This is a genomic window from Flavihumibacter cheonanensis (genome assembly GCF_022352215.1).
GTDB classification, from domain to species: Bacteria; Bacteroidota; Bacteroidia; order Chitinophagales; family Chitinophagaceae; genus Flavihumibacter; species Flavihumibacter cheonanensis.
This window is the reverse complement of the sequence record NZ_JAKRWF010000002.1, coordinates 349,769-376,467: the sequence shown is the minus strand read 5'-3', so window position 1 is coordinate 376,467 and position 26,699 is coordinate 349,769. Positions and strand designations below refer to the sequence as shown.

The following is a 26,699-nucleotide window of genomic DNA, read 5'->3' as shown; positions in this document are numbered from 1 at the left end:
ATGGCAGTACATTTATTAGGCATACGACATCATGGTCCGGGTTCCGCGCGTAATGTGCAGCAATACCTGGAGGCACTGAAACCGGATATTGTGCTTGTGGAAGGTCCGCCTGAAGCGGATGAGTTGCTCCGTTATACTGATCATGCTGAATTGAAACCTCCTGTTGCCATACTGGTTTATCAAACGGATGCATTGCAACAGGCGGTGTATTATCCTTTTGCTGAATTCTCCCCGGAATGGCAGGCCATTCACTATGCGAAAAAAGCGGGTATACCTGTCCGTTTTATGGACCTGCCCCTGACGCATGTGATGGCAATCAAGGAAGATGAAGTGGAGCGCAAAACCAGGAGCCCGCTGCAGGAATTGGCTGCTGCAGCTGGCTTTGAGCAGGAAGATCGCTGGTGGGAGATCCTGATCGAACACCGGCAGGAGCATGATTCGGTTTTTGAAGCTGTGCAGGAAGCGATGACAGCTCTTCGGGAGGAGCAGCCTACGCCCTCCGAAAAAATGGAACAATTGCGGGAAGCGTGGATGCGTAAACTCATCCGCCAGGCAGAGAAGGAAATGTATACCGAAATTGCGGTGATCTGTGGTGCCTGGCATGTGCCGGCCCTGGCCAATATGCCGAAACAGAAAGAGGACAATGAATTGCTGAAAGGATTGCCGAAAGTGAAAGTGGAAACCACCTGGATTCCCTGGACCTACGATCGCTTGAGCCTCTATTCCGGTTATGGCGCAGGGATTGAATCACCGGGCTGGTATGATCATGTCTGGAATCATCCCACCGATGATGGAACCTTGTGGTTATCCAAAGTGGCGCGCCTCTTCAGAGAACACCAGCGCGATGTATCTGTAGCGCATGTGATTGAATCAGTGCGACTGGCAACTACCCTGGCTTCCCTGCGCAACCTGTCTAAAGCAGGATTAACCGAATTGAATGAAGCCACGCTCAGTGTCTTCTGTAATGGGGAGGAAATACTGATGCAATTGATCCGGGAACAGTTAACCGTGAGTAACCGAATTGGTACGGTTCCGGATGAGATACCCAAGCCACCCCTGCAGGTAGATATTGAAAAGATCCAAAAGCGATTGCGCCTGCCCGCGAGTGCCGACTGGAAAGATTATATGCTGGATCTCCGCAAGGAAAATGACCTGGAGCGGAGTATCTTTTTGCATCGGCTGGAATTGCTGGGCATACCATGGGGACAAAAAAGCCTGGTTAGCGGAAAGGGAACCTTTAAAGAACAGTGGCGCCTGCAATGGGATCCCTCTTTCATTCTTTACATTATTGAAAAAGGCGTTTGGGGCAATACGTTAGAGGAAGCCTGTAATGCCTGGCTCGTTCATCGCTGTAAGGAGGAAAAATCACTGCAGGCCATTGCCGGATTGATGGAGCAGGTGATACCTGCAGACCTGAGTGGCGCTGCGAATGCCATCGCGGAGCGTATTCAAAACCTGGCTGCTGCCACCAATGATATCATTGAACTGGTAGCTGTTTTACCCGGATTGGCGCGTATCATCCGGTATGGAAATGTACGTAAGACAGATGCAGCACTGGTAAGGTATATTGTAGAGAGTATGATCACCAGGATCTGTATCGGCTTGCCCCTTGCCTGCGCGGGAATTGATGAAGAGACCACGCGCAAACTCACGGACGATTGCAACAGCATCAATCACAGCATTCATTTATTACAGGAACCGGAATATGTGCAGGAATGGCATGTCTGCCTGGAAAAGATCACCTGGATGCAGCAGGCCGCCCCCATGATGCGGGGATTTTCCACCCGGCAATTGATGGATGCGAAAAAACTGGAAAAGGAAACCCTGAACCGCTTGTTCTATAGTAGTTTGAGTCGCGCCTTGCCGGTTGCCGATACGGCCGCCTGGCTGGAAGGGTTTTTACAGGGAAGTGGCACCTTGTTATTGCTGGATGAAAATCTCTGGGGCATTGTACACGAATGGGTGCAGCAGATTCCGGAAGAAGATTTCGTTCAGGCCTTGCCGTTACTACGAAGAACATTTAGTCAGTTTACCCCTGCGGAAAGAAGAAAACTGGGAGAGAAACTGAAGCAGGGAGGAAAGCCCGGTGTTTTGATGAAGGAAGCAGTTGCAGGAATCAATCGCGAAGCCGGTAAACAGGCTATACCGGTGGTGATGGAATTATTGGGATATCCTAAAACAAGTTAAGATGGAGGAAGCAATTAGAAGGTGGCGCCTGATACTGGGCGGAGATCAAAATGATGGTACCGGTTTTTCATTAACCGGTGTCGATCTTCAAATGGATAAAACACTGAGCGCCCTGTATGATAGTGAACGCAGTGCGGGACTAGGACCTTCTTCACCCAATGTGAACCGATGGCTGGGTGATATCCGGACTTTTTTTCCAAGTTCAGTAGTACAGGTAATGCAGCGGGACGCCTTGCAACGCCTCAACCTTACGCAACTCTTGTTTGAGAAGGAAATGCTGGAGAATGTGGAGGCGGATGTACACCTGGTGGCCACCTTGTTAACACTGAGCAGGGTGATTCCGGATAAAACAAAAGACACCGCGCGCCAGGTTGTAAGAAAAGTAGTGGAAGAATTATTGCGCAAGCTCTCGAGTCCGATGCAACAGGCGATCCAGGGGAGTTTGAACAGAAGTATCCGAAATACGAGACCCAGGCATGCTGAAATCAACTGGCATGCCACTATTCAAAAGAACCTGAAGCATTATCAGCCCGAGTATAAAACCATCATCCCGGAGCAGCGTATCGGGTATGGCCGCAAACGATCTGCGTTGAAAGATGTAGTGCTTTGCCTGGATCAATCCGGTTCCATGGGTACCTCAGTTGTTTACTCCGGAATTTTTGGATCTGTGATGGCCTCGATTCCTGCTATCAAAACAAAGATGGTGGTGTTTGATACGGCGGTGGTGGATCTGACTGAAGAGCTGGAGGATCCGGTGGATCTGTTGTTTGGTGTGCAGTTGGGAGGAGGTACGGATATCCAGCTGGCATTGGGTTATTGTCAGCAAATCATAACGCGCCCCCTGGATACGGTGCTGGTACTGATAACCGATTTGTATGAAGGGGGATCAGATGAACCCATGCGCAAAAAAGCTGCCGAGCTGGTGGCGGCAGGGGTGCAGGTGATTGTATTATTGGCATTGAATGATGATGGCGCTCCCGGTTATGATCATGCGAATGCGGCTTACCTGGCTTCATTGGGCATTCCGGTTTTTGCCTGTACGCCGGATAAATTTCCGGATCTGATGGCACAGGCCCTGAGCAAGCAGGACATTGGTCAATGGGCTGCGAAAGAAGACTTAGTACTAAAGCGATAACAATTCCAGGATACTCACTGTAAGGGCGTGAATGCCACCTTTCAAGGTTGGCTCCAGATCAGGTGCAAAGCGGGGAGAATGCAGGGAGGGTAATTCCAGTTTTCCTTCTGAGGCAGCCTGCTTTCTGGCAGGTGCTACCGTACCCATCCATAAAATATAGGACGGGATTTTTGATGCCTGCTGGCCATAGACGCCAAAATCCTCACCAATCATAACAGGAGCAACACTGGTGAATGAGCTTTCTCCCAGTTTGCGTTTCAGGTTGGTGCGAAGGCGCTCTCCTAGAGCAGGATCATTATAAACAGAGGGAATCGACATATCCAGTAAATCGTATACGGGTAAACGTGAGCTGTCGAGTCCGGCTGCAAGGGCCAGGTTATTTCCAATTGTTTTGATGCGGTCAAAGATGAGATGGCGCGATTCGCTACTAAAAGAACGGATAGTCAGCCTGAGCTCCACCTTATCCGGGATGATATTTCCTACAGTACCACCCTGGATGGCACCTACTGTTACAACTGCATTTTCAGTAGTGGGCAGGTTCCTGCTGACAACAGTTTGTAGTGCCAGCACATATTGAGCCGCCAACACTACCGGATCGATGGCTTTGTTGGGCACAGCTCCATGTCCGCCTTTTCCAAACACCGTGATGTTCAGCATATCCACTGCCGCCATGGAATAACCATCGCAGAAGCCTGCTTGTCCAGCTACCAGCTCTGCATGATCATGTATCGCTAATTGGGCCGTGGGTTTTGGCAGTTTTGCAAAATTGGGTGCGGCAACTACTTTTTTAGCACCCTGACCGGTTTCCTCGGCAGATTGTGCCAGAAAGACCAGGGTACCCGACCATTGGGAACGCATCGCACTAAGAACTTTTGCAATACCCAGCCAGCTGGTCATATGCAGATCATGCCCACATGCATGCATAGCCGAAGAGGTACTTGCAAAAGGCAGGTTGGTTAATTCTTTGAGGGGCAATCCGTCCATATCGGTGCGGTAAAGAATAACCGGACCTTTTCCATTTTTCAACACTGCAGCGAAACTGTGATAACCCAGTGAGTCGATGATTTCCCAGCCCATTGTTTTCATTTCCTGTTTGAGAAAGGCGGCCGTGTTAACTTCCTGTGTGCTGAGCTCCGGATTGGCATGCAGGTGTTGATAGGTTTTGGTTAGCCAGGGGAGTTGCTCCTGAATCAGTGCGGGTATAGTTGTTTTTTGAGCAGTTGCGTTTATGTTGTAACTGCAGATCAGCAGTAGTAGGAGGAGAATTCGATTCATAGTTTCTGTGCTCTTTCAAAAATACGCCCTCAGGATTTCTTAAAAGAATCAAAATAAGTTGGTGAGCTGAGCAAAATCAGGCTGTTTTAATTGTTATTAGAGGGCACATGAAGTAGTTTGCAAGGAACCAAAAGCATTGGATATGAAAATCAGAATTGAGTCTCCATCGCACAAAATCAGCCCGTCGCTGAAGACTTTTATTACTGAGAAAACCACTGCACTGGAGCGTTTTTACAAAGACATCCAGGAAGTGGAAGTGACCCTGGTTAATGAGGTGAAGGGTTCCAAAGAAGTGGTGCTGTGTACCCTGAACATTCGGGTACCGGGTAAAGATGAATATGTGAAAGGCAAATCATCCATTTTTGAAGATGCGGTATTGAAGGCACTGGATGCTGCCAAGCGTCGTTTGCGTATTCGCAAGACACAATTGCAGAATGCCAGAAAGAAAAAGGTGCCGAATCGTACCTTGAATAAGGCCTGATGGACACGGCCGTTTGGTCATGCCATGGGTGTCGTATCAACAGTAACCTGGTTATCGAGTGGGTGGCTTTGGCAAAGAAGTACAAAGCCATCCTTAACCATGTCTTCGCTCAGGATGAAATTGTTTTTCATGTATACCTGTCCTTCCAGTAATTTGGCTGTACAAATGCCGCAGGTTCCATTTTTACAGGAATAAGGAAGTGGTATTCTGTCTTCAAGAGCAGCCTCCAGTATTGTTTTGCCGGGAATCACATCCAGTAGATTGGTTTGTTCATAGTGATGAAGCAGTACTTCTAACGGACTCTCCGGTAAGGTTATAGAACTATTCACCATTTCAGTGGGATTAAAATACTCCATATAGATGGAACGTTGAGGGATTTGTAGGGATAGCAAGGTAGCATCTGCCAGGCGAATGAACTCAATGGGGCCACAAATGTAGAAGGCTGCTTGTAATAGATGCGTTCCAATTTGATTTTTAAGGAGTTTCTTTAACGTGAGTTTATTCAGCCGTTCAAAAATTGTTTTTTGCTGTGGCTGATTGGCAGCTTTTTCTCCGGTAATAACATGCCAGATTACCAACCGGTCTTGGTGTGCTGCTTCCAATCTCTCCAATTGCTGGCTAAAAATGGTACCCTGTTTTGTTTTATTGCTATATATGAGAAGGATGCGTAAGCCGGTAGTTTTCAGCAGGTGCGTCAGTATTGAAAACAGGGGACTAATTCCACTACCTGCACCAATCAGAACAATGTACTCCTGGTTAAGGGCATGCTCATCCAAACAGAACGTACCAAATGGGCCGGATACCTGCCAACTGCTTATTTTTTCTGCATGCTCAACCAGGTATTTACTGACAAATCCATTTGGAACTTCTTTTACAGTAATGGCAGGGTAGGGATCAGTTGTCTGGGAATTATTAAATGAATACGAGCGAACAACCGGTACTCCATGTACGGTAAGATGAATATTGATAAACTGACCTGGCAGAAAGCTAAAATTCGTATCGTTCGGATTAAACCGGATCGTTATACTTTGACTTGTTTCTCTAATGATACCTGCCGTCATCCAGGTATAGGTTGGAATAACACTTGACATAAGAAAGATTTAATGGTGGATAGTTATAAAAATGGTTAGGCATTTTGATAACCTAACCATTACTTCAACAACCATAACCACTCATCCAGTTTTAACTCAGCGATTCTGCTTTGTATCCGGCATCATAAACAGCCTTGATCACATCTTCTTTTGCAATATTCTTTTCATTCACGATTGTTAATACTTTTCTGGTATCGGTAACATCTACCTCCCAATTGTCTTCACCAACTGCTTCATTCAAAAACGGAGTAGCTTTTTCAATACATCCGGAACATTTGATGGTTGTTTTGAATTTCAACGTTTCCATGGTTTTTCTATTTAAATCTTTTAGTGAGTATAATTCTCTTAAATGTCTGACACAAAGGTAGGATGGCCTTGTAAGGCGATTGTTATACAATTACTACTATAAAGTGTAATATTTTATGATAGACCGAATTGGAGGAAGTTGATTGAAATAGTATAAATAATATATGCTTGGATATAAAAAAGGGCAGTTGTATCCGGTCTAAGTTTGCCTGCTTAAATATTTCAAAGTGAATAATAGGAATATATATGTTTTCAAAATTGGAAGGTTCGGATTGTTGACTCTTTTCCTTTTATCCAGTAATATTTCTACAGGATACCTGCCCAATTTTAAAGCAAAACAGTATTCACCTCCTTCAGCACACCCGGTAAATCATAAAATAGAATATGGTTACTCATCAGATGATATTGGGTTTTTGCAATATTTAAACCTTATCCTTTAAAAAAAGCCTCACCATCATGTGAGGCTTTTTTATGCTTTGAATAATATAACTAAGAAAGGATATAGTATAATATGAAAGGGTTCCGCCAATGATAGCTTTGTATTATAAAAAATGATCAAATGCACAAGCTAAATGTAATACAAACCTTCACTGTAATAGGTATCTTATTTACAGTAATTGGATGTGGTTCTGGAACATCAGCAAATAAGCAAGAGGAGACACCAGCCCCTGTTCCGGCTTCCTCGCTTCCGGTAGATGTAACTATTGCCAAAAAATTGCAGTTAAACGAAGTAGAAACCATTGCAGGTTCAATCGTTCCTAACCGGACAGTTGACATCATGAGTGAGTTGTCCAGAAAAGTTACACAGGTTTATTTTAAAGATGGGTCGAGTGTAAATAGGGGACAACTACTTTATAAGCTGGATGATGCAGACATACTTGCGAGAATGGGTCAGGTAAAGGCGGAGTTGAATCTGGCAAGAATCAGCGAAAACCGGCTGAGGGAATTATTGAAAACTGAAACAGTACGTCAGGAAGAATACGATATAGCATTATCAAAGCTTCAGTCACTTGAAGCTGCTATGAATATAGTACAGGTAGAGTTATCAAAAACAGTCATTCATGCGCCATTTGATGGCATAGTAGGCATTTCCAAAGTATTTAAAGGAACATTGGTAAGTCCGGGAATGCCAATGGTTACTTTGGTTGAAAGGGCCAATACAAAAATAGAGTTTACTGTTCCAGAAAAGTACATATCCCTTGTAAAAAATGGCAAACGCATACGTTTTCAAACAGAAACAAGTGCCAAGCCAATTCATGCAATTATTACTTCAGCTGAAGCAAATCTGAATGAATCATCCAGGACTATAAAAGTTCTGGCGCTTATTGAATCAAACAAAGAGGACATCAGGGCAGGAATGTCTGCTAAAATATTCTTTACTACATCGGAAGAACATGAAAGGGCAATTTTAATTCCTACTGAAGCATTAATTCCGGGGGGAACAGGTTATAATGTTTTCCTGGTTAAGGAGGGTAAGACAAAATTGAGTCCGGTTAAAGTTGAGAACCGTACAGACCAGGAGGTAAGAATTACGGATGGAATTGCGGAAGGTGATACCGTGATGATCAGTAATATGCTTCGTGCAGGAGACAATATGCCTGTTTCAATTGCAGGCATTAAATAATTCCAAGTAAAATATAATTTTATGAGTTTACCTTCTTTAAGTATTAAGAAGCCGGTACTTGCTGCAGTATTTTCTGCACTTATAGTGATAGCAGGTATCGTTGGTTGGAGATTTCTTGGAGTCAGGGAATTTCCATTAACAGAACCACCGGTCATTTCTGTAGTAACGTTTTATCCAGGTGCCAGTCCGGATGTTATTGCCTCAAAAATCACCAAACCAATTGAAGAGGCAATTGCAGAGGCAAATGGAGTAAGAACTATTTCATCTGAATCAAGGGAACAGGTAAGTGTAATTTCTGTTGAGTTTACCAGGGATATAGATTTGGAGGATGCGTTAAATGATGTACGTGATAAGGTTTCAAAATCAAAGAACCAAATTCCGGCGGATGTAGATCCTCCTATTGTGGAAAAGTCAACCTCTCCTGATAACCTGGTAGCTTTTCTGGAAGTGGAAAGTGATACGAAGGATATCAAAGAGGTTAGCCACCTTGCCTCTACGGTAATTAAGGATCGTATGCAATCTATTCCTGGTATTCAACGGGTAGCTATTGTTGGAGAACATAAATATGCCATGCGTCTTCGATTTGATCCTGTAAAATTATCAGCGTATCAGTTAACGCCTGAAGATATTCGGATTGCTCTGGCCAAGGAGAATATTGATTTACCTTCTGGAAGAATCGAAGGTGCTGCCAACGAATTAAGTGTACGCACATTGGGCAGACTAAGCACAGCTGCGGATTTTAATGAAATGATTATTAAAGAAGTCAATGGCTCAGTGATCAGGTTAAAAGATATTGGCTTTGCTGAATTGGGAGAGCTTAATGAAAGGAATGCAATTATCAATGAAACTGGGGGCAAGAATACTACTGGAGTTGGGGTAGCCATTCAGATTCAACGCGGCGCAAATGCCATCGAAGTTGTTGATGAGTTCTATAAAAGACTGGACCAGCTAAAAAAGGAAATATCTTCTGAATACCGGTTGATTGTTGGATTTGATTTTACCAAGCCGGTAAGAGAGTCTATCAAAGAAGTAGAAGAAACCCTGCTTATTGCATTCGGGCTGGTTGTAATAATCATCTTTCTGTTTTTAAGGGACTGGAGATCTACCATAATACCAGTAATTGCGATCCCGGTTTCAATATTATCGGCCTTCTTCATTATGTACATAGCAGGGTTTTCTATTAATGTACTGACGCTACTGGGTTTGGTACTGGCGATAGGATTAGTAGTTGATGATGCCATTGTTGTATTGGAGAACATCTATAAGAAAGTGGAGGAAGGGATGAATCCGATCCAGGCTGCATTTGCAGGAAGCAAGGAAATTTATTTTGCGGTTATTTCTACCACCATCACCTTGGCGGCAGTATTTATGCCGATCATTTTTATGGGTGGAATAAGTGGACAACTGTTTAAAGAATTTGCAATAGTAGTATCAGGCTCAGTGCTTGTATCAGCATTTGTTGCCCTGACCCTATCACCCATGCTTAGTGCTTATTTGCTTAAAAAACAGGAAAATCACAATTGGCTATACAGAACTACAGAGCCATTTTTTCTCTGGTTGAATCAGGGCTATGCTAACTGGTTAAAAGCTTTTATGCGGTACCGCTGGTTGGCATTTGTTTTTCTGATCGGAACCGCGGCTTTGATATATTTTGTTGGTAAAAAATTACCCTCTGAACTGGCTCCAATTGAAGACCGGAGTAATATGAGTTTGATTGCTATCGCGCCTGAAGGTGTTTCTTTCGAGAAAATGAAACAAAACATGATCCAGGTCGGCAAGTATGTAAATGATTCAACGGATGGGCTTTATCAAACCTATTCCATGGTGGCCATTTCTTTTATTCCTGCACCAGCTCCAACAAGTTTTGCAGTTCAATCAATCTATTTGAAAGATCCGAAGGAAAGAAAGAAAAGCATACAGGAATTATACAATCAATATGGAATGGCCTCCGCAAATTTCAGAGATATATTGTTATTCCCTTATCTACCCCCAACAATCGGTACCAGATATGGTGGTGGTATGCCGGTTCAGTTTGTTTTACAGGCACCTGGTCTTGATAGTTTATCAGCGGTTTTGCCAGCTTTTCTGAATGCTGCAAGACAGAGTAAAAAGCTAATGTTCGTAGATGCTGACCTCAAGATTAACAAACCAGAAATAAAAATCAACATAGATCGTAAAAAGGCTGCCTTGATGGGGGTATCAATACAAGAAGTGGCAAGAGCCCTCCAATTGTCCTTTTCAGGTCAGCGGTATGGATATTTTTTATTAAACGATCGGCAATACGAAGTAATTGGTCAGGTTGAAAAAAACAAGAGAGATGATATCAGTGATCTTAGGTCTGTTTATGTGCGTTCATCAAATGGACAAATGATATCGGTAGATAATCTTGTTACAGTTGATGAAGGAATTAGTCCGGCTGCTATCTATAGGTATGACCAGTACACTTCTGCCACCATTTCCGCTGGTTTGGCTCCGGGAGTAAGTTTAGCGGATGGTATTCAGGAGATGAATAGAATCAAAGAAGAAGTATTGGGTAAAAATTTTAAAACAAGTTTGGCTGGCCAATCGAGAGACTACGAAGAAAGCCAGGGGAATATCAGTTTTACGCTGATACTGGCCTTGCTGCTGATTTATATGATCCTGGCTGCTCAATTTGAAAGCCTGCGGGACCCACTGATCATTATGTTAACAGTACCAATGGCCATCACTGGAGCCTTGCTCAGCCTGTATTGGTTTGATCAGAGCCTGAATGTCTTTAGTCAGATTGGAATTATTACGTTGATAGGTCTTATAACAAAAAATGGAATTCTGATTGTTGAATTTGCCAATCATTTAAAACAAACGGGAATGTCTAGAATTGAAGCAGCTACCCATGCTGCAGAACAACGTTTCCGACCAATTTTAATGACTTCCCTGGCTATGATATTTGGTGCGCTTCCCATTGCTCTAACAAATAATAGCAGACAATCACTTGGAATTGTAATTACAGGAGGACTTGTATTTGCTGGAATACTTACTCTGTTTATTATTCCTGCCATTTATTCCTATTTCTCTGCAGTAAAAACGAAAGTAGCTGTTGAAGAAATTGATTCCAATCTTACCACCGACATCTCTTAAAATATATTTTTATGAAATACGCTTATTATATAATAAGTTCCCTCTTCCTTTTGATTTTAAACGGACCTGGTTTAAATGCTCAGGTAAGAACGCTCAGTTTACAGGAATCCTTGAATTTAGCAGCCAAGGGAAATCGCCAGCTACAAATTAAAGTGCTGGAAAGTAAAAAAGCGGCCGAATTTAAAATGGAAGCAGAAAGTAATACTAAACTTTCAGTAACCCTCAATAGTAGTTACCAGGTTTATACTGAACGCCCGGTAATTTATCTCCGGAATGAATCACTTGATCCTAAGATTCAGGATACTAGGTTTGGAGGTCGGTATGCATTTGACGCAACTGTATTGGCACATCTGCCAATTTATAATCCGGCTGTTCAGAATAATATACGATTGGCTGAAATCAACTATGATTTAAGTAAGTTAAACAGCAAAGTAGCCGAGGAGGAAATTGCCTTTGAAATTGCTACCACCTATTTTATCATACTTTATCAGAAAGAACAGATTAATGTGTTGAAGCAAAGCCTGCATCGAAATGAAATGGCGTTAAAGGACTCCCGTTCCTTATTTTTTCAGGGAAAAAATTTAAAAACAGATACACTGAGTAATTTTATCTCCATACAGAGTATTTTAGCTTCTATTTCATCGTTACAGAACAACATTCAGGTGTTATCGATTCAAATGAAGAATCTTATGGGTTTGGATGACAGTTTACAGATCGAGTGTATTGACAGCCTTCTTTTAGTTGAAATTCCTACTACAAAAACTGAAATGGATAATGTAATAGCAATCGAAAACAGAAAGGATTTCCAGGTTCAGACTAAATTAATTGAAAAGAGTAAACAGGAATTAAAATTTTCACGGTCACTATTTAAACCTCAGATTTCATTTATCGGCCAATACCAGGTACAAAATCAGGCAGATAATTTAAAATTTTGGAATTACAGCTTACCGAGAACATCTTTTGCTGGGGTTCGTTTAAGTGTTCCTGTTTATTCGGGTGGCAAAATGAAAAGTAAAGAAAGACAGGGTTTAATCAGTATAAATCAACATGAATTGGCGCTTGAGGATTTGAAGAATAAAATAAGCACTGAAGTAGTTTCTCTTAAGTTGAACTTGAAAGAGGCGTATACACAATTGTCTATTCAAAAACAAAGAACAGAAGCTGCCCAAATTAACTATTCTATGATGAACGATCGATACCGAAACGGGCTAGGAAATCGGCTTGAGTTGACGGATGCTGAGTTAGGAATTACAAATGCAAAACTTCAGGAGCTATTGTGGAAGTATAATATAAGACTGGTAGATCTTCGTATTAGAAAAGCAGTTGGTTTGCTGGAATTAAAGTGAGTAACTTTTGAATGATTGTTGAGGGTAGGTTTTATTAAAAACCTGCCCTTTTTTACTGCTTGCAACTGTATAAATCTTTCATGCTTTAGTATAAGTAACCAGGCTCCTGCCAAATTTAGTTTCGTGTAAAAAAACATGAACACATCAATTAAAACGGATACCTATTATAAGAATAGGTGGTCTTCTCTATTTTTACTATGCGCAGCACAATTTCTCGTTATTATGGATACCTCTATTATAGGGGTTGCATTACCTGCCATAAAAGAGGAGCTTAATTATACACAAAATGGCTTACAATGGATTTTTAATTCCTATGTAGTTGCATTTGGATCCCTTTTATTATTAGGCGGCAAGCTGTCAGATATTTATGGTGCACGCAGAATCTTTATTATTGGCTTTTGGATCCTGTTGATTGCTTCTATGATTGCTGGAATCTCCTCCACTTCTACTCATTTGAATATTTCAAGATTTCTGCAGGGTGTTGGTTCTGCGCTTATTGCACCATCGGCTATGACTTTGCTTATGTCTACGTTTACAGATCCGAAAGAACTTGGTAAAGCTTTTGGATTTTGGGGCGCATCTGCTGCAGCAGGGGGATCAGCGGGCGTTTTCTTAGGTGGAATAATTACTGAATGGCTTGATTGGCGATGGGTTTTCTTTGTGAACATCCCAATTGCAGCCTTTGTGTTGTTTTTCTCTAAGCGCTATTTGCAATCGGGTCGTACAGCTATCGGCAATGTTGATTGGGTGGGTGCTGTACTATCTACCGGTGGGTTGATTAGTTTGGTATATGCAATTGTTTCTGCTGAATCCAATGGTTGGACTTCTCTTGCCACTGTAGGAACTTTTGTACTCTCAGTTTTACTTTTTATGATATTCGTGAGGGTGCAGAAAAATACGAAGGAGCCATTATTACCGTTGCCTATTTTTAAAACAACCAATCTTACTGCCGGAAACCTGATTACCGGATTACTTGCTGGAGCCTGGATTCCACTCTGGTTTTTTGTAAATCTATATTTACAACAAATTTTAGGTTTAAATCCATTTTATAGCGGTATTGCCTTATTACCTATGACCATTACAATTATGATAATAATGGTCGGATTAAGTGGAAAACTGATTCAGAAATTTGGGTTTAAGCAGAATTTGTTTGTTGGATTAGTAGTTCTAACCATTTCACTACTGTTGTTTAGCACGGCTACTACATCTGGAAAATTTATGACCGATGTATTACCGGCTTCTATTTTAGGTGCTCTGGGTATGTCTTTGGCCTATATTCCGGCAACTATGGCATCCATATCAGGTGCAAAACAGGAGGATGCTGGACTTGCATCTGGAATAGTGAATACCAGCTACCAGGTAGGATCTGCCTTAGGGTTAGCGCTGGCTGTTGTTTTATCAGGATATAAAACAAATAGTGCTTTAATGCAAGGTGTAAATGAGACAGAAGCATTAAATGCAGGTTTTAGTTATGCATTTTTGTTTGCTGCTTTACTTAGTGCAATTGGTGGAGTACTTTCTATTATGAAAATAAAAACAGCTAAGTAAAAGTCCTGCCCATTTGATTTAATCCAGATATAAAAAAGGAAAGCTGCCCTTATTGGACAGCTTTCCTTTTTTATACCTGCCAGTTACTACTACAATGATGAATATTTCAACCTCAGACTGTTTGCGACTACACTTACTGAACTAAGTGCCATGGCTGCTCCTGCTATCATCGGATCCAGTAAAAAGCCGTTAACCGGATAAAGAACACCTGCAGCAATAGGAATCCCAATTACATTGTAAATAAATGCCCAGAACAGATTCTGACGGATGGCCCTTACCGTTTTACCAGAAAGTTTGAGGGCTTTCGGAATGCTGTTTAGGTCAGAACTGATCAGGGTAATTTTGGCCACATCCATCGCAATATCAGAACCTTTACCCATGGCAATACTTACATCCGCAGTAGCCAACGCATGACTGTCGTTGATGCCATCTCCAACCATTGCCACCACAGTGCCTTTTTTCTGTAGTTCTTTTACAAAAGCCGCTTTATCCGCTGGCATTACCTCTGCTTTGTAATTTTTAATGCCTACTTCCCTTGCTATCGCAGCAGCAGTATGAATGTTATCCCCTGTTAACATGTACACCTCAATGCCGGCTGTTTGAAGTTTTTTGATCGCCAGTGCAGAGCTTTCTTTGATTTTGTCCGTTATGGAAACAATCGCAAGAAGGTCCTGCTGATTGGTAAAGAGAATGACGGTTTTGGCAGCTTCCTGCATGCGGCTGATTTCAGCCTTTAAAGCATTGGGTAGTGTTATCCCATTCTTTTCCAGTAATCGAAGATTTCCGACATAATAAGTTTCACCTTGGTAAGTTGCTTGTATACCCAGACCAGTTAGACTTTCCACCTTCTCAACTGCCACGGGTGTTATTCCCTGTTCTTCCATATGTCGAACTACGGCATCTGCAAGAGGATGTTCTGAGGATTTTTCTATTGATAAAAGAATTTGCTCAAGCATTTTTTGATTCGCCCTGTTTTCAGCAAATAGTAACTGCTCCACCGTTGGTTTTCCTTCTGTAATGGTTCCGGTTTTATCCAGCACCACAGCATTCACTTTATGCGCCAGTTCCAGGCTTTCCGCATCCTTTATAAGAATGTTATTTTCAGCTCCTTTGCCAACTCCAACCATAATGGCCGTTGGGGTTGCTAATCCTAATGCACATGGACAGGCAATTACCAGTACGGTTACAGCAGTTAATAGCGCATGTGTCAATGCATTTTCACCTCCCAAAACCATCCAGGAAAGAAATGTGAGAAGTGCGATCCCAATAACTATTGGTACAAATATGCCGGCTATTTTATCCACCAGTTTTTGTACGGGTGCTTTTGAACCCTGCGCTTCCTGTACCATTCTGATAATCTGTGCCAGTATGGTGTCCGCACCTACTTTTTGGGCTTCAAACTGGAAGGAGCCCTTCTGATTGATAGTACCAGCAAATACTTTTTCACGGGCTGATTTTAAAACAGGAACCGGTTCACCACTAATCATACTTTCATCAACATAGGATTCTCCGGTTACTACCTCCCCATCCACAGGAATTTTTTCACCTGGTTTAACCAATACTTTTTCTCCGACTTTTAATTGCAGGATAGGTATTTCAGTAAAGGATCCATCGCTTTTAACGAGCGTTACTGTTTTTGGTTGCAATCCCATTAATTTTTTCAGTGCAGAAGAAGTGTTTGATTTGGCTTTCTCTTCCAGCAGTTTACCGAGTGAAATGAAGGCGATTACTACCGCCGCTGCTTCAAAGTATACATGTGCATGTAAGCCCTGGTTATGCCAGAATTGAGGATAGATGGTTGTAAATGTGCTGAATATCCAGGCAACCCCGGTACTTAATGCAACCAGGGTATCCATATTGGCTTTCTTGTTTCTTGCCTGCTTCCAGGCGTTCACGAAGAAATGACCACCAAAATAGAAAACCACTGGCGTAGAAAGAACCATCATGATCCAGTTACCATAGGGCATATCCATAAAAAACATACCGATGATTACAATTGGCAACGATAGAACAGAAGACCAAAGGGTTCTTTTTTTAACCCGCTGATAGTGTTTTTGCTGAGCAGCTTCTTTGATATCATCCTGGTTTTCTGTATCGATTACCAGGTCATATCCAATGGACCGAACGGTCTGTTGAAATTGATCGGGACCAGTTAATGCCGGGTTATAGGAAACCCAGGCAGACTGATTGGCAAAATTTACGCCCGCATCTGCTACGCCCTCTACAGATTTCAACATGGATTCTACACTTACTGCACAGGCAGCACAAGTCATTTCCAGGACTGGAAAACTGGCTTTTACTATTTTTTTATCTTGTTTGCTGTCGGTGGATTTAATTGCTATCGTGTTCATAATAATTCTGTTGGAATGAAGGAATGATTACCGACTTTTTTTTCTCTGAAAAAAGAAGGGTTCAATCCGGTGGTATCTTTAAATTGTTTGGATAAATGTGCCGTGCTACTATAACCAAGCCGAAATGCAATATCAGAGAGACTGTTTTTGCTATATGCCATCAACTCTTTGATTTTATCAATCCGGTATTGTTTGATGTAGTTTTCAATGGTTGTATTCTCCAGGGAGGAAAAAAGTTTGCTGACCTGATCATATGGTTTGCCAACATTAGTTTCCACCAAATCAGAGAACCTGAAATTGTAAGGGAAATGAAAATCACCTGAATATACTTCCGCTACCAACTGCTTCACTTTTCGGACCAATAGATCCTGCTTATCATCCAGCACGAACAATCCTACCTGGTCCAACCGCTTTTTAAGTGAAAGCATTTCTGCCGGATGAATTGGGTTCTCCATATGAACGACACCCAACTCTACGACTTTTGGCTCAATATGTAATGAGCTTAACTGGTCACGAACAGTGCTAATGCACCGCTGGCAAACCATCCCTTTTATAATAAGTTGTTGTTTCATGTCCTGAACAATTTGATAGAGCAAAGTTCAGGACTGTAGAATCAGTAATTGTTATACAATAAGTAGAGCGGCTTATAAAATTATCTGCCTACCTGATCGAGGGGTTTACGCTTATTTTCTTTCAGTTTTTTGAAATGGCTGGGTGTTAATCCGGTAACTTTTTTAAACTGCAAGGAGAGATGCTGTACACTGCTATATCCCAGGTTATCAGCAATTTCACTTAAGGAAAGTTCGTCGTACAATAACAATTCCTTTACTCTTTCTATGCGTTGCGCAATGATATATTTTTCAATGGTGATTCCTTCAATACTTGAAAAGAGTGAGGACAGGTAATGATACTCCAAATTGAGACGCTCTGATAGCAGGACGGAGAGTTTGGTGTTCAGCTCAACCTGATCTTTTCCTCTGATAAGTTGAAGAATAATCGTTTTGATTTTTGTAACGATGGCTGATTTTCGGTCGTCCAGTATTTCGAATCCTAATTTTTCGATCGAACTGCGGAAGGCATCCAGGTTGGCTTTATCTGGTTCAGATTTTAAATGGACCTCACCCAGTTGAATATGATTGTAAGGAATCTGATATCTATCCAACTCCTGCCGGATCGCCATCACGCATCGGTCACAAACCATATTTTTAATAAATAGGTGCTTTTCCATAGTTACAAATGTAAATCATAGTATTTTAGAATCATGCTTAAGATCGATGCACATCATCATATATGGGAGTACGACCCGGTTCAACATGCCTGGATTGATGACTCTATGGCTGTAATTCAACGAAGTTTTACTCCTGCAGATATGGAACCATTGTTGCAGGAAGCCGGGATCGATGGAACGGTTTTGGTGCAGGTAAACCAGAACCTGCGGGAGAATATGGTGTTCACTTCTGCCGCTGAAGCAAATCCTTTTATCAAAGGTGTTGTAGGATGGGTGGATTTACTGGCGGCTGATCTGGAAGACCAGTTGGATGAATTGAGAGACTTACCCAAGCTGAAAGGATTCCGGCATATTGCCCAGGCCGAGCCTGCTGATTACTTATCGCGTTCGGAAGTAGTCAGAGGCATTCGGCAATTGGGCAAGTATGGGTTTACGTATGATATACTGATCAAACCTCACCAAATGGAAGCGGCTGTTGAGTTGGTAAAAATCTGTCCGGCGCAGCCCTTCGTGCTTGATCATATCGCAAAGCCTTATATCAAATCAGGTGAGATCGATGCCTGGCGCAAGCTGATGTATACGCTGGGCGCGATGGACAACTGCTACTGCAAAATCTCCGGTATAATTACAGAAGCCGACTGGCATAGCTGGACACCAGAACAGATTCGTCCCTACCTGGATGTGGCGCTGGAGGCATTCGGATCGCGGCGACTGATGTTTGGCAGCGACTGGCCGGTATGTCTGGTTGCAGGATCCTATCGGGATGTAGTGAATCTGGCTGCTGATTATGTACAGAACTTGAGTGTACAGGAGCAGCAGGATTTCTGGGGTGGTAATGCTACTCGCTTTTACGGACTCTAATCGCGAATCAGTAATTCCTTTATTTTATTGGATAAGAAATGCGCAAAGGGTGGGTCGACATCTGATAGGATGATGACATTGTAGCCGGATTGCAGGTAGATATTGAGTTCGGTACAAACTTTTATGAAGCCACCACTATGACCGATAATATGTTCTTTCCCGATCTGAGCATGTTCAGAGCCTAAGCCGTATTCTTCGTTAAAGGTGAAGGTTAATAATTCTGTGTTACTCTTTTTACTGAGCAGTTTTTCTGTGCGCAAGGCATCAGCAAATTTGTTGAGATCATCAACGGTGGATACACCGCCGCCGGAACCATTTGGCACATTGGTATGGTTCATTTGAGCGGGAGTAAAAATTGCCTGCTTAAGATATTCTTCATAGGGTTGTTTGGTGATTGTGCTGATCAGGATACCGAGCCATGCAAAACCGTTATTGCTATACTGCCATTGTGTACCGGGTGTAAAACGCAGTTTATCTGCTTCCAGAATGGGCAGGAAATCCAGATCTGTTTTCAATGTGGATTTAAGCTGATGATATTCCGGTTGTTCAAAAAAATCACCCAACCCGCTACTATGGGTAAGCAGTTGCCGGATAGTGAGAAGACGGATTGCCGGATTTTTAATGAAGGGCAGGTGTTTGGCGAGGCTGTCATCCAGCGAAAGTTTACCCTGGTCGCGCAATTGGAGAATGGCAGTAGCAGCGAAGATTTTGCTGAGAGAGGCGAGGCCATAGCTGGTTGTGTTGCCAATCTTTTTATGATAGATAGTTGCTGGTCCCTTTGTGATAAGTATTTCCCCGGAAAAGGGTTGCAGTTTTTGACTAAGATAGTTATCAAGTTGTTCCTGGATGGATTCATTGGTCAGCTTGCCTTTTTGAATCAGTTCGGTACTGAAGCGATGCGGCTGCAGGGTTCTGTCTTTGAATTGCCCAGTTGAGTTGGCATAGATCCTTATTTTCCACCAGGCATCAAATTGCTGGTCTTTAACAAGAAGTTGTATACTACTGTCGGAAAGGGATTGTGAATGCATAGCTTGCACAGGACCAACCATTCTGCAACCATTTTTGAAGCCCTGTATTTTTCGGGACTTTGCGGCTGCATCCAACTGTGTCCCTGTCATCCATTGCTGGTACTGCAGGGTATCGGTATTGTTATGAGCTGTTATATACGATTGAGCCAGGTTTTCCAATGAGCTTTCAGTGGTTGCCGTTTGAGCGAAACTGTTGATGAGGGTACAAAGGCATAGAGCCAGAGCCAGGATCTTTTTCATGATAAGATTTGAGTATGATAAAAATTTCTGACTGGTATGACTACAATCAGTTGGATTGGGTTACGCATCAAGTTATCATGCCATAAAAAAATCGTAACTTTTTATTTCACAAAATCAGCGGTATGAAAAAGAAAACAACGAATTGTTTACAGTATGCCATCTGGATTGATTTACAAAAAGCGGTGATCGCCTGTAAAGATGAAGAAGGAAAAGTAAGTACGGAATCAGTCCAGTCTGAAATTGATACCCGGGTTCGGTTTGATGGGGAAGGATCCAATAAGAACCGATTGTTTGGGGCAACCTTGAACCAGGAGAAACATGCGCAGAATAAATTGCAGCAACAGCGCAAAGCGTTTTTGAAATCGGTAGTGGGAAAAATGAATAAAGTGGAGTCGGTGATCATATTAGGGCCGGCGGATACCAAATATGAATTGCATAAGGAGATGGAAAAGAAGAAAGCGTTTTCCAGTATTCCGGTGCAGGTAAAATCAGCGGATAAGATGAAGATACATGAGATCAAGGCAGTATTAAATCCCGCTCCTCCTCCCCGTTCCATTGCCCGAATGCCAAGAGCAAAGTAATTCTTTTGATACGGGTACAATATGTACCAGTTCTTCATTCACAGCCTGGTAACCGAAATCGTAACAGATATAAAACGGTGCCGGGCTGTTTGCATGTTGTACTTCGGTATGGTATTGAAACTGAAATCCTTTATATAGTAAAACAGCAGCAGGGAAGGTTGCTGTTTCGCCTGCCATTTCAAACAGTTCAGCCAGGATCGCCCGGTTTTTTCTTAATACGTAATTGATCGTTTTGATCAGGTGAGCGGTGGAATGATCCTGTTGGTTGTTGAAAGCATTTCGACAGCTGGTATCGCAGAATTTTTTATCGGATCTGCCACGAAGAGGATCCTTGCACCACAAGCAATAGCGGGTTGGTTCTGTAAAACTCATACGTTTTTTTGAACAAGATAACCGCTCGCTTTTTGCACCACAAGCGTTTAATAACGGTTTTCTTTTGTTTTAATCACTTACCATTCTTTTGCTGGCATTTCTTTCATCCATATTTACAGAGTTAACGGCGCCGAAAATTTTAATTGAATAACCAGGCGGATGAAACATCCGCATAAACAATGAGTCATGAGTGAAAAGAACAATCGTGTATTCCTGATCGGTCATTTGGGAGCTGATCCGGAAATGAAGGAAACGACTACAGGCAAGAAAGTTGCGCATATGAAATTGGCAACCAATGATACGTATCAGACGACCCAAGGGGAAAAAGTTACTGAAACGCAGTGGCATAACCTGGTTGCCTGGGGCAAGCTGGCGGATAAAGTGGAGCAGGAGCTGCAGAAAGGATCAGAAGTATCCATTGAGGGCAAGATTTCCTATCGCAGTTATGTAGATAAGGAAGGGCTGAAGCGCTATGTTACAGAGATAACCGTGCTGGAACTGAGTCTGATTCGCCAGGCGAAAAAGGCGGAGGTCTGATTGGTGGTGATACTATGTCTGAATGCGTGAGCTATTCAGACATAGTATCTTATCTGTAGATTTACAGCGATGACTACGAGGGATCTGACAAACAAGCCATTGGATTTGGCCTTGCGCTTTATACTGCATACCAACCGATCTGTATTTCTAACGGGACGGGCAGGCACAGGAAAGACAAGTTTTCTGAAGACCATCCGGGAACAATGCACAAAAAAAATGGCCGTGGTTGCACCAACCGGTGTGGCTGCCATCAATGCTGGTGGAGTAACTATGCATACTTTTTTCCAGCTGCCGTTGGGTGCCTATGTTCCGGTGGGTCCTATTCCCGATACAGGCGAACAGTTATTTAATAACAGGGCCAGTATGTTGCGGAATCTTCGGATTGCACACTCAAAAAAAGAATTATTCCAGGAGCTGGAATTGCTGGTAATTGATGAAGTAAGTATGGTCCGTTCAGATCTGCTGGATGCAGTGGATGCGGTTTTGCGATTTATTCGAAAAAAACCACAACAGCCATTTGGGGGTGTGCAGGTTTTGTTTATTGGTGATCTCTGGCAGTTACCACCAGTAGTTTCTGAAAAGGAATGGGTTCACCTGAAAGAACATTATAACAGTCCGTTTTTCTTTGATGCACAGGTTATAAAAGAGGCCAATCCTTTTCTGATAGAGTTAAAGAAGATTTATCGTCAGACAGACCAGGAGTTTATTGAATTGCTGAATAAGATTCGAAATAACCTGATGGATCAGATTGCATGGCATGCCCTTCATGCGCATTACCAGCCAGGGTTTCAACCTGAACCTGGCAAATATTATATAACACTGAGTACCCATAACAGTCGCGCGGATGCAATTAACCAGCAGGAACTAAACCGCCTGAGTGGAGAAGTCTTTCGATACGAAGCAGAGATTACCGGTGATTTTGGTGAGAAGGCGTATCCGGCGGAAGAAGTATTGGAATTGAAGCTGGGTGCGCAGGTAATGTTCATTAAAAATGACAAAGGTGAATTCCGTCGTTTTTACAATGGGAAAATTGGAGTGATTGAATCATTGGAAGATGAGCAGATCGAAGTGCGCTTCCCTGAAGAAGACTATTCCATCATCCTTGAAAAGGAGACCTGGAGAAATATTCGGTATAAGCTGGATAAGGCAAAAGATAAAATTGATGAAGAAGAATTAGGGACGTTCTCTCAGTATCCAATTAGGCTGGCCTGGGCGATTACGATTCATAAAAGCCAGGGACTGACATTTGACAGGGCAATTGTAGATGCGGGAGCAGCCTTTGCACCGGGGCAGGTATATGTTGCACTCAGCAGGTTAACCGGCCTGGAGGGACTGGTATTAAAGACCCGTATTCCGATGGCAGCAATCCAGACAGATGAACGGGTGGTTACCTATACCAAGGTGGAATTTCCTGAAGATGAGTTGGAGCAGGCATTGAAAGAGGCTGAAGCTGCTTATGTGAACGACTACTTTTTGCGCTGCTTTAAATTGGAAGGATTGGAAGCATTAACGGATGACTGGTTCCAGGAGATTGAAAAGAAAAACAGTGTATCCAAATACAAGATGCTGGAGGCTTATCAGCAACTTAATGGAAAACTGCAGATTGTGCAGCAGGTAGCCAATAAAACAGCGCATCATTTTTCCCTTCAGTTTGAAAAGGGAGCCGCCATGGATCGGGATTATTTACTTCAAAGAACCAAAGATGCGGTTCATTATTTCAATGGATTGTTTGGAGAACTGGAGCTCTTGGTGGAAGCACATGCAACTGCAATGAAAAAAGAACCGCGACTCACCAAATACCAGCGGGAATTGAGAAATCTGTCAGAAGCGATCCGGATAAGATATCAAAAATTGAAGCAGTCTGTAGATATTGCTACCGCTCTCCAGCAGGGTTTAGCTACTTCGACAATAAGTGAGCTCATTCAACAATTGAATCTGCAAAAAGCAGAATTGGAGGATACCATGGTTCCAGCTAATCAACTTGCTGATGAGGGACCGAAAGTTTCTTCAAAAGTGGAAACCAAAAGAAACACTAATCCCGGTCAAAAGAAGGAAACAGGCAGTTCTTACCGTGAGAGTATTTCATTGTGTAAGGAGGGTAGGTCAATCACAGAAATTGCAGCGGAGCGACATCTTGCTTATTCTACTATAGAAGGCCACCTGGTAAGAGGAATCCAGGAAGGTGAATTGGAGCCGGATTTACTGGTAAAAGAGCAGGTAAGATCTTTGGTGCTGGCAGGAAAGGAAGCACTGGGTTCAAGCCAGTTAGGACCACTTAAGGAATACTTGGGTGAGTCGATTTCATATACTGAAATCAAGGCGGCGCTGGCGTATGGAAGAAGGGGGGAAGGGAAGAAAGTAGGAATGGAAGAGGAGACAAAGGAGACCGGAGACAAAGGATACGGGAGAATGCCAGATGGAGAAAGGGAAGAAAGGAAATAGGAAGAATGGAAACAAAGGAAACAAAGGAGACGGAAGAAAGGGAGAATGGAAGATGGAGAAAGCACGGCGGAAAAATAATTTTGGAATGTTATTCTAAATCGTATATTTGCGATATACTTTGATAATGAAAGGAGGCCTATGGCCTTTTTCTTTCCCTTGATTCATCGTATAAAAACGATAAAGTATGGCGATCAATAAAAAAGAAGCGTTTTCACAGGAAGAACAGGCACTGGCTACGATGGCTAAAGCACTGGCTCACCCCGCCCGGATTGCAATTTTAAAAGAACTGGCTAAACGCAATGAATGTATCTGCGGAGAACTGGTAGATGTGCTGCCTTTGGCACAAAGCACTGTTTCTCAACATCTCCGGGAACTCAAGGAGGCTGGATTAATCGCGGGAACAATCGACGGACCAAAGAGTTGCTATTGCATCAATGAATCCGCCTTTAGAAAAGCAATTGATTCCTTCTCCTCCTTTTTTAAAGACATCGAAACCCGCCAGAAAACAGCCGGCTGCTGCAGTTAGTACAGTTGCGATTTATGCGTAATAATTCAATCAAGCATATCTATAAACAATTAAAACTTTCATCATATGCAAACAGAAAACGAGTTGAAATCCCTGGTTCGCGAACGCTATAGCGCCATCGCAGAACAGTCCACTCTTGAAAATGCTTCCTCCTGCTGCGGCGCTACCAGTTCCTGCTGCGGAGACGAAGTTTACTCTATCATGGCCGATGATTATACACAACTAAAAGGTTATGCACCGGATGCCGACCTGGGTTTAGGTTGCGGCTTACCTACCGCTTTCGCTCAGATCAAAGAAGGCGATACTGTGATCGACCTGGGAAGTGGGGCCGGTAACGATTGTTTTGTCGCCCGCTCGGCTGTTGGAGAAAAAGGCAAAGTGATCGGTATCGATTTCACTGAAAAAATGATTGAAAAAGCGCGTGCAAATGCTGATAAATTAGGTTTCAATAATGTTGAATTCAGACTGGGTGATATTGAGCAAATGCCGGTTGCAGGCAATACGGCCGATGTTGTTGTCAGCAATTGTGTGCTGAACCTTGTTCCCAACAAACCAGCAGTCTTTAAAGAAATCTTCCGCGTTTTAAAACCCGGTGCTCATTTCTCTATTTCGGATATCGTACTCGACGGACAGCTCCCTGAAAAATGGAAAGCTATTGCTGAGCTGTATGCTGGTTGTGTGAGTGGTTCCATCCAGCAATCCGATTACCTGAACCATATTCAAGAAGCAGGTTTTAAAAACATCAAGCTTCAAAAAGAAAAGCTGATCACCATTCCGGAAGAGATTCTGAAAAACTACCTGAGTGAGGAAGAAATCATCGAATACAAGACCGGAAAAGTTGCCATTAAAAGTATTACGGTCTATGCAGAAAAACCAGCCGCCTGCTGTGAACCAGGCAGTGGTTGTTGTTAATCTCATCGCGCAAAACAAGGATTGCAAACATGAATCAGGATATTAAAATCAACAAGGCGGAGCCAGAAGCGTATGCAACTGTGGTCGCATTATTGAGAGCTGCCGGATTGCCAACTGAAGATCTTAAAAGAGACCTGGAAAATTTCTGGATCGCGGATGCAACAGGTATTGCAATCGGAGTAATTGGCATGGATCTGTATACTCCTTATGGATTACTGCGCTCTATGACGGTTTTACCGGAATACAGAAATAAGGGAATTGCAAGTCGCCTGGTGGATCAGGTAGAGCAACTGGCAAAAAAGCTATTATTGTCTGAGCTCTACCTGATTACCAATACTGCCGAATCCTATTTCAGTAAAAAAGGTTTTCAACTAATTACGAAAGCCGAATTACCGGATTCCGTAGCCAGCTCAGAAGAGATGAATGGTTTATGTCCGGCAAGTTCCGTGATTATGCGAAAAACAATTACCCAGTAATCAATATGGAAAAAAAGAAACTGCTGTTTGTTTGTGTAGAAAATGCCAATCGAAGCCAGATGAGCCAGGCCTTTGCCAGGATGCTTGGTGGAGAAAAAGTGGAAGCGTACAGTGCCGGCAGTCGCCCCAGCGGAGTGGTAAATCCAAAAGCTATCGCCGCCATGAAAGAACTGGGCTACGATCTGACCACACATGATTCAAAGTCGCTCCAGGAAGTTGAACAATTTGCACCCTTTGATGTAGTTGTTACCATGGGATGCGGTGATGCCTGTCCCTGGATGCCTGCCAAAGAATTCATCGACTGGCAGATTCCTGACCCCAAACATATGGAGCCGGCTCAATTCAATGAAGTTCGTGATTATATTCGCGAGCAGGTGAAAGCCCTCCTGACGAAGCTTGCCGTAGCTTAACTGAAAACGAAACAAATGATGACACACATGAATGAACTGGTCATTGACCAGGCTGTATCCTATAGCACCTACCGGAAAACTTTAAATGACCTTGTTGAATCCGGAAAAACAACTGGTCCCAACCAGGAAGAATGGCTGGTCGATTATACGCGCCTCAATGTACAACGTATGAATCGCTGGGATAAAACCTGGACGGTTCCGGAAGAATTGGAACAACAGCTCCTGAATATAGAAACCCCTATGATCTGGCTTACCATTACAGAAGGTTGGTGTGGAGATGCTGCACAGGTGGTTCCCATTGTTGAAAAATTAGCCGCGGTTAATCCTTTAATTCAACACCGGCTTATTTTAAGAGATGAAAACCTCGACATAATGGATCAGTTCCTGACGAATGGAACCCGCTCTATTCCCAAAATCATCCTGATGAGAGAGGAAGACCTAAGTGTAGTTGGAACATGGGGACCAAGACCCACATCTGCACAAAAGCTTCTTGATGAGCTAAAGCAGAATGGTACACTTCCCAAAGAAGAACTCTATAATCAGCTCCACGCCTGGTATGCTAAGAATAAGGGTATGGAGGTGGCGGAGGAGTTTATGGAAGAAGTGAGATGTCAGATGTGAGACG

General features: G+C 42.8%; 24 protein-coding genes. 16 read left to right on the top strand and 8 right to left on the bottom strand.

Annotated elements, in window-relative coordinates:
- Together MD536_RS10985 and MD536_RS10980 are read left to right on the top strand one after the other, a co-directional pair.
- A complete protein-coding gene (locus MD536_RS10985; RefSeq protein ID WP_239599002.1) occupies nt 1–2,187 on the top strand; it encodes a DUF5682 family protein in 2,187 nt (728 codons plus the stop codon).
- Nucleotide 2,188: 1 nt separating this feature from the next.
- Nucleotides 2,189–3,322 carry a VWA domain-containing protein gene (locus MD536_RS10980; RefSeq protein ID WP_239599000.1) on the top strand — a complete coding sequence of 378 codons (1,134 nt, stop codon included), beginning with the start codon at nt 2,189–2,191 and terminating at the stop codon, nt 3,320–3,322.
- Here the strand turns inward: MD536_RS10980 and MD536_RS10975 are convergent.
- Nucleotides 3,311–4,597, bottom strand: coding sequence for a M20 metallopeptidase family protein (locus MD536_RS10975; RefSeq protein WP_239598995.1), 1,287 nt, complete (start codon nt 4,595–4,597; stop codon nt 3,311–3,313). The genes MD536_RS10980 and MD536_RS10975 overlap by 12 nt on opposite strands.
- 142 nt (nt 4,598–4,739) lie before the next feature.
- Here MD536_RS10975 and MD536_RS10970 point away from each other — a divergent pair, with 142 nt between their 5' ends.
- Complete coding sequence (locus tag MD536_RS10970) at nt 4,740–5,078, top strand: HPF/RaiA family ribosome-associated protein (RefSeq protein ID WP_239598993.1); 339 nt, start codon at nt 4,740–4,742, stop codon at nt 5,076–5,078.
- Between the two features lie 17 nt (nt 5,079–5,095).
- On the opposite strand, the gene MD536_RS10965 is transcribed toward MD536_RS10970, so the two are convergent.
- Both MD536_RS10965 and MD536_RS10960 read right to left on the bottom strand, forming a co-directional pair.
- Nucleotides 5,096–6,169 (bottom strand): flavin reductase family protein, encoded by a 1,074-nt coding sequence (locus MD536_RS10965; protein ID WP_239598991.1) that lies wholly within the window; start codon nt 6,167–6,169, stop codon nt 5,096–5,098.
- 91 nt (nt 6,170–6,260) lie between these two features.
- A complete protein-coding gene (locus tag MD536_RS10960; RefSeq protein WP_239598985.1) occupies nt 6,261–6,476 on the bottom strand; it encodes a heavy-metal-associated domain-containing protein in 216 nt (71 codons plus the stop codon).
- A gap of 558 nt (nt 6,477–7,034) precedes the next feature.
- Between MD536_RS10960 and MD536_RS10955 the strand changes: the two genes are divergently transcribed.
- From MD536_RS10955 to MD536_RS10940, 4 genes are all read left to right on the top strand, one after another.
- Nucleotides 7,035–8,099, top strand: a complete 1,065-nt coding sequence (locus MD536_RS10955) for an efflux RND transporter periplasmic adaptor subunit (protein ID WP_239598982.1) — start codon at nt 7,035–7,037, stop codon at nt 8,097–8,099.
- 21 nt (nt 8,100–8,120) lie between these two features.
- Nucleotides 8,121–11,216, top strand: a complete 3,096-nt coding sequence (locus tag MD536_RS10950; protein ID WP_239598980.1) for an efflux RND transporter permease subunit — start codon at nt 8,121–8,123, stop codon at nt 11,214–11,216.
- 11 nt (nt 11,217–11,227) lie between these two features.
- Entirely contained in the window at nt 11,228–12,562 is a 1,335-nt protein-coding gene (locus MD536_RS10945) for a TolC family protein (protein ID WP_239598978.1), read from the top strand.
- A gap of 135 nt (nt 12,563–12,697) precedes the next feature.
- On the top strand, nt 12,698–14,110 hold the full coding sequence (locus MD536_RS10940; RefSeq protein WP_239598974.1) for an MFS transporter: 1,413 nt from the start codon (nt 12,698–12,700) through the stop codon (nt 14,108–14,110).
- Between the two features lie 89 nt (nt 14,111–14,199).
- Here the strand turns inward: MD536_RS10940 and MD536_RS10935 are convergent, their stop codons facing one another.
- The 3 genes from MD536_RS10935 to MD536_RS10925 form a co-directional block, all read right to left on the bottom strand.
- Nucleotides 14,200–16,461 (bottom strand): heavy metal translocating P-type ATPase, encoded by a 2,262-nt coding sequence (locus tag MD536_RS10935; RefSeq protein WP_239598972.1) that lies wholly within the window; start codon nt 16,459–16,461, stop codon nt 14,200–14,202.
- On the bottom strand, nt 16,458–17,033 hold the full coding sequence (locus MD536_RS10930; RefSeq protein WP_239598970.1) for a helix-turn-helix domain-containing protein: 576 nt from the start codon (nt 17,031–17,033) through the stop codon (nt 16,458–16,460). Before MD536_RS10930 ends, MD536_RS10935 begins: the two co-directional genes overlap by 4 nt.
- Before the next feature lie 80 nt (nt 17,034–17,113).
- Nucleotides 17,114–17,689 carry an AraC family transcriptional regulator gene (locus MD536_RS10925; protein WP_239598969.1) on the bottom strand — a complete coding sequence of 192 codons (576 nt, stop codon included), beginning with the start codon at nt 17,687–17,689 and terminating at the stop codon, nt 17,114–17,116.
- A gap of 33 nt (nt 17,690–17,722) precedes the next feature.
- Here MD536_RS10925 and MD536_RS10920 point away from each other — a divergent pair, with 33 nt between their 5' ends.
- The gene (locus MD536_RS10920; protein ID WP_239598967.1) at nt 17,723–18,550 is read left to right on the top strand and encodes an amidohydrolase family protein; all 828 of its coding nucleotides are present in this window, start codon (nt 17,723–17,725) and stop codon (nt 18,548–18,550) included.
- On the opposite strand, the gene MD536_RS10915 is transcribed toward MD536_RS10920, so the two are convergent.
- Nucleotides 18,547–19,818, bottom strand: coding sequence for a serine hydrolase domain-containing protein (locus tag MD536_RS10915; protein WP_239598965.1), 1,272 nt, complete (start codon nt 19,816–19,818; stop codon nt 18,547–18,549). The genes MD536_RS10920 and MD536_RS10915 overlap by 4 nt on opposite strands.
- Before the next feature lie 122 nt (nt 19,819–19,940).
- On the opposite strand from MD536_RS10915, the gene MD536_RS10910 reads away from it, so the two are divergent.
- Nucleotides 19,941–20,399 carry a hypothetical protein gene (locus MD536_RS10910; protein WP_239598963.1) on the top strand — a complete coding sequence of 153 codons (459 nt, stop codon included), beginning with the start codon at nt 19,941–19,943 and terminating at the stop codon, nt 20,397–20,399.
- Here MD536_RS10910 and MD536_RS10905 read toward each other — a convergent pair.
- Complete coding sequence (locus MD536_RS10905) at nt 20,346–20,771, bottom strand: hypothetical protein (RefSeq protein ID WP_239598961.1); 426 nt, start codon at nt 20,769–20,771, stop codon at nt 20,346–20,348. The genes MD536_RS10910 and MD536_RS10905 overlap by 54 nt on opposite strands.
- 186 nt (nt 20,772–20,957) lie before the next feature.
- On the opposite strand from MD536_RS10905, the gene MD536_RS10900 reads away from it, so the two are divergent.
- The 7 genes from MD536_RS10900 (at nt 20,958) to MD536_RS10860 (ending at nt 26,695) form a co-directional block, all read left to right on the top strand.
- Nucleotides 20,958–21,308, top strand: coding sequence for a single-stranded DNA-binding protein (locus MD536_RS10900; protein ID WP_239598959.1), 351 nt, complete (start codon nt 20,958–20,960; stop codon nt 21,306–21,308).
- Between the two features lie 69 nt (nt 21,309–21,377).
- Nucleotides 21,378–23,750, top strand: coding sequence for a helix-turn-helix domain-containing protein (locus MD536_RS22080; protein WP_317208119.1), 2,373 nt, complete (start codon nt 21,378–21,380; stop codon nt 23,748–23,750).
- A 184-nt stretch (nt 23,751–23,934) separates the two neighbouring features.
- Nucleotides 23,935–24,276: an ArsR/SmtB family transcription factor gene (locus MD536_RS10880; protein WP_239598957.1), complete on the top strand. Its 342-nt coding sequence runs from the start codon at nt 23,935–23,937 to the stop codon at nt 24,274–24,276.
- 66 nt (nt 24,277–24,342) lie between these two features.
- On the top strand, nt 24,343–25,188 hold the full coding sequence (locus MD536_RS10875) for an arsenite methyltransferase (protein WP_239598955.1): 846 nt from the start codon (nt 24,343–24,345) through the stop codon (nt 25,186–25,188).
- A gap of 29 nt (nt 25,189–25,217) precedes the next feature.
- Nucleotides 25,218–25,664: an arsenic resistance N-acetyltransferase ArsN2 gene (gene arsN2 / locus MD536_RS10870; protein ID WP_239598949.1), complete on the top strand. Its 447-nt coding sequence runs from the start codon at nt 25,218–25,220 to the stop codon at nt 25,662–25,664.
- A gap of 5 nt (nt 25,665–25,669) precedes the next feature.
- Nucleotides 25,670–26,074: an arsenate reductase ArsC gene (locus tag MD536_RS10865; RefSeq protein ID WP_239598947.1), complete on the top strand. Its 405-nt coding sequence runs from the start codon at nt 25,670–25,672 to the stop codon at nt 26,072–26,074.
- A 15-nt stretch (nt 26,075–26,089) separates the two neighbouring features.
- A complete protein-coding gene (locus MD536_RS10860) occupies nt 26,090–26,695 on the top strand; it encodes a thioredoxin family protein (RefSeq protein ID WP_239598945.1) in 606 nt (201 codons plus the stop codon).
- Nucleotides 26,696–26,699 lie beyond the last annotated feature (4 nt).

Excerpts from the sequence above, each read along its gene's own strand:
- MD536_RS10945 (WP_239598978.1), top strand. The coding sequence starts at position 11,228 with ATGAAATACGCTTATTATATAATAAGTTCCCTCTTCCTTTTGATTTTA.
- MD536_RS10915 (WP_239598965.1), bottom strand. The coding sequence starts at position 19,818 with ATGAAAAAGATCCTGGCTCTGGCTCTATGCCTTTGTACCCTCATCAAC.
- MD536_RS10980 (WP_239599000.1), top strand. The coding sequence starts at position 2,189 with ATGGAGGAAGCAATTAGAAGGTGGCGCCTGATACTGGGCGGAGATCAA.
- MD536_RS10865 (WP_239598947.1), top strand. The coding sequence starts at position 25,670 with ATGGAAAAAAAGAAACTGCTGTTTGTTTGTGTAGAAAATGCCAATCGA.
- MD536_RS10880 (WP_239598957.1), top strand. The coding sequence starts at position 23,935 with ATGGCGATCAATAAAAAAGAAGCGTTTTCACAGGAAGAACAGGCACTG.
- MD536_RS10955 (WP_239598982.1), top strand. The coding sequence starts at position 7,035 with ATGCACAAGCTAAATGTAATACAAACCTTCACTGTAATAGGTATCTTA.
- MD536_RS10985 (WP_239599002.1), top strand. The coding sequence starts at position 1 with ATGGCAGTACATTTATTAGGCATACGACATCATGGTCCGGGTTCCGCG.
- MD536_RS10935 (WP_239598972.1), bottom strand. The coding sequence starts at position 16,461 with ATGAACACGATAGCAATTAAATCCACCGACAGCAAACAAGATAAAAAA.
- MD536_RS10910 (WP_239598963.1), top strand. The coding sequence starts at position 19,941 with ATGAAAAAGAAAACAACGAATTGTTTACAGTATGCCATCTGGATTGAT.
- MD536_RS10925 (WP_239598969.1), bottom strand. The coding sequence starts at position 17,689 with ATGGAAAAGCACCTATTTATTAAAAATATGGTTTGTGACCGATGCGTG.
- MD536_RS10930 (WP_239598970.1), bottom strand. The coding sequence starts at position 17,033 with ATGAAACAACAACTTATTATAAAAGGGATGGTTTGCCAGCGGTGCATT.
- MD536_RS10960 (WP_239598985.1), bottom strand. The coding sequence starts at position 6,476 with ATGGAAACGTTGAAATTCAAAACAACCATCAAATGTTCCGGATGTATT.
- MD536_RS22080 (WP_317208119.1), top strand. The coding sequence starts at position 21,378 with ATGACTACGAGGGATCTGACAAACAAGCCATTGGATTTGGCCTTGCGC.
- MD536_RS10920 (WP_239598967.1), top strand. The coding sequence starts at position 17,723 with ATGCTTAAGATCGATGCACATCATCATATATGGGAGTACGACCCGGTT.
- MD536_RS10905 (WP_239598961.1), bottom strand. The coding sequence starts at position 20,771 with ATGAGTTTTACAGAACCAACCCGCTATTGCTTGTGGTGCAAGGATCCT.
- arsN2 (WP_239598949.1), top strand. The coding sequence starts at position 25,218 with ATGAATCAGGATATTAAAATCAACAAGGCGGAGCCAGAAGCGTATGCA.
- MD536_RS10875 (WP_239598955.1), top strand. The coding sequence starts at position 24,343 with ATGCAAACAGAAAACGAGTTGAAATCCCTGGTTCGCGAACGCTATAGC.
- MD536_RS10860 (WP_239598945.1), top strand. The coding sequence starts at position 26,090 with ATGATGACACACATGAATGAACTGGTCATTGACCAGGCTGTATCCTAT.
- MD536_RS10965 (WP_239598991.1), bottom strand. The coding sequence starts at position 6,169 with ATGTCAAGTGTTATTCCAACCTATACCTGGATGACGGCAGGTATCATT.
- MD536_RS10940 (WP_239598974.1), top strand. The coding sequence starts at position 12,698 with ATGAACACATCAATTAAAACGGATACCTATTATAAGAATAGGTGGTCT.
- MD536_RS10900 (WP_239598959.1), top strand. The coding sequence starts at position 20,958 with ATGAGTGAAAAGAACAATCGTGTATTCCTGATCGGTCATTTGGGAGCT.
- MD536_RS10950 (WP_239598980.1), top strand. The coding sequence starts at position 8,121 with ATGAGTTTACCTTCTTTAAGTATTAAGAAGCCGGTACTTGCTGCAGTA.
- MD536_RS10975 (WP_239598995.1), bottom strand. The coding sequence starts at position 4,597 with ATGAATCGAATTCTCCTCCTACTACTGCTGATCTGCAGTTACAACATA.
- MD536_RS10970 (WP_239598993.1), top strand. The coding sequence starts at position 4,740 with ATGAAAATCAGAATTGAGTCTCCATCGCACAAAATCAGCCCGTCGCTG.